Below are 656 nucleotides of genomic sequence, written 5' to 3'. Positions count from 1 at the left end.
GTACTCGTGGCTGTCGACACCTTCCTGGCTGGCGATGATCAGGTCACGCCCGGCATCCATGTCGATGTTGCCGCCGGCCTGCACGGCGCCGCCGACAATGCCGATATCCTGCCCCGCCGTGATCGTCAGGTTGTTCGCCGCCTCGATGCGCGCGGCGGTGTCGACCAGGTCCTTGGTCACGTGCTCACCGCCCGCGCGGCCTTCCAGGCGGGTGACGCTGCGCTCGTTGATCACGTCGCCGGTCAACGCGGTGAGGCTCACTTGGGACAAACCAAGGACGGCGTTGCCCCAATCATGGGGCAACGCATAGCTGGTCACTGCAAGAACATATCAATGTCATCCAGAGCATCCTCAACCTGCCCTGAGATCGCATGGTCATCTAGATGGCCATGAAGAGCATTGAGCACCTTCTCTTTCTCAAGCTGGCGATGAATTCTTGCTATATGCCCAAGGCAAGTTGCCGCAAGCCCTCTAATTTCGGGGTTTTCGTTGTTGAGAAACTCTAAGCATTTGCTCTGCACCCACTTCCAATCTGACTCATAAAAGGCAATGGACACCAATGCCTCGCAAATACACTTAACCTCAGTCGAGGCAAAGGCTTCCTCAGCAGCTTGCTTACTCATGCGCTGGGAGTCCTGATAGCTCATCATTGCTTT

The 656-nt window shown here is 56.7% G+C and carries 2 protein-coding genes; both read right to left on the bottom strand.

The genetic code is table 11. The features are described from left to right. The coding region (locus CC207_RS27885; protein WP_371916499.1) for a hemagglutinin repeat-containing protein at nt 1-261 on the bottom strand (261 nt) is incomplete at its 3' end. Nucleotides 262-314: 53 nt separating this feature from the next. After that, nucleotides 315-656 (bottom strand): hypothetical protein (locus CC207_RS21655; protein ID WP_088852740.1); only part of this gene is annotated, 342 nt, incomplete at its 5' end.

Origin of the sequence: Pseudomonas sp. DrBHI1, assembly GCF_002205115.1 — a bacterium.
Classification (GTDB): domain Bacteria; phylum Pseudomonadota; class Gammaproteobacteria; order Pseudomonadales; family Pseudomonadaceae; genus Aquipseudomonas; species Aquipseudomonas mosselii.
This window is presented reverse-complemented; position numbering and strand designations above follow the sequence as displayed.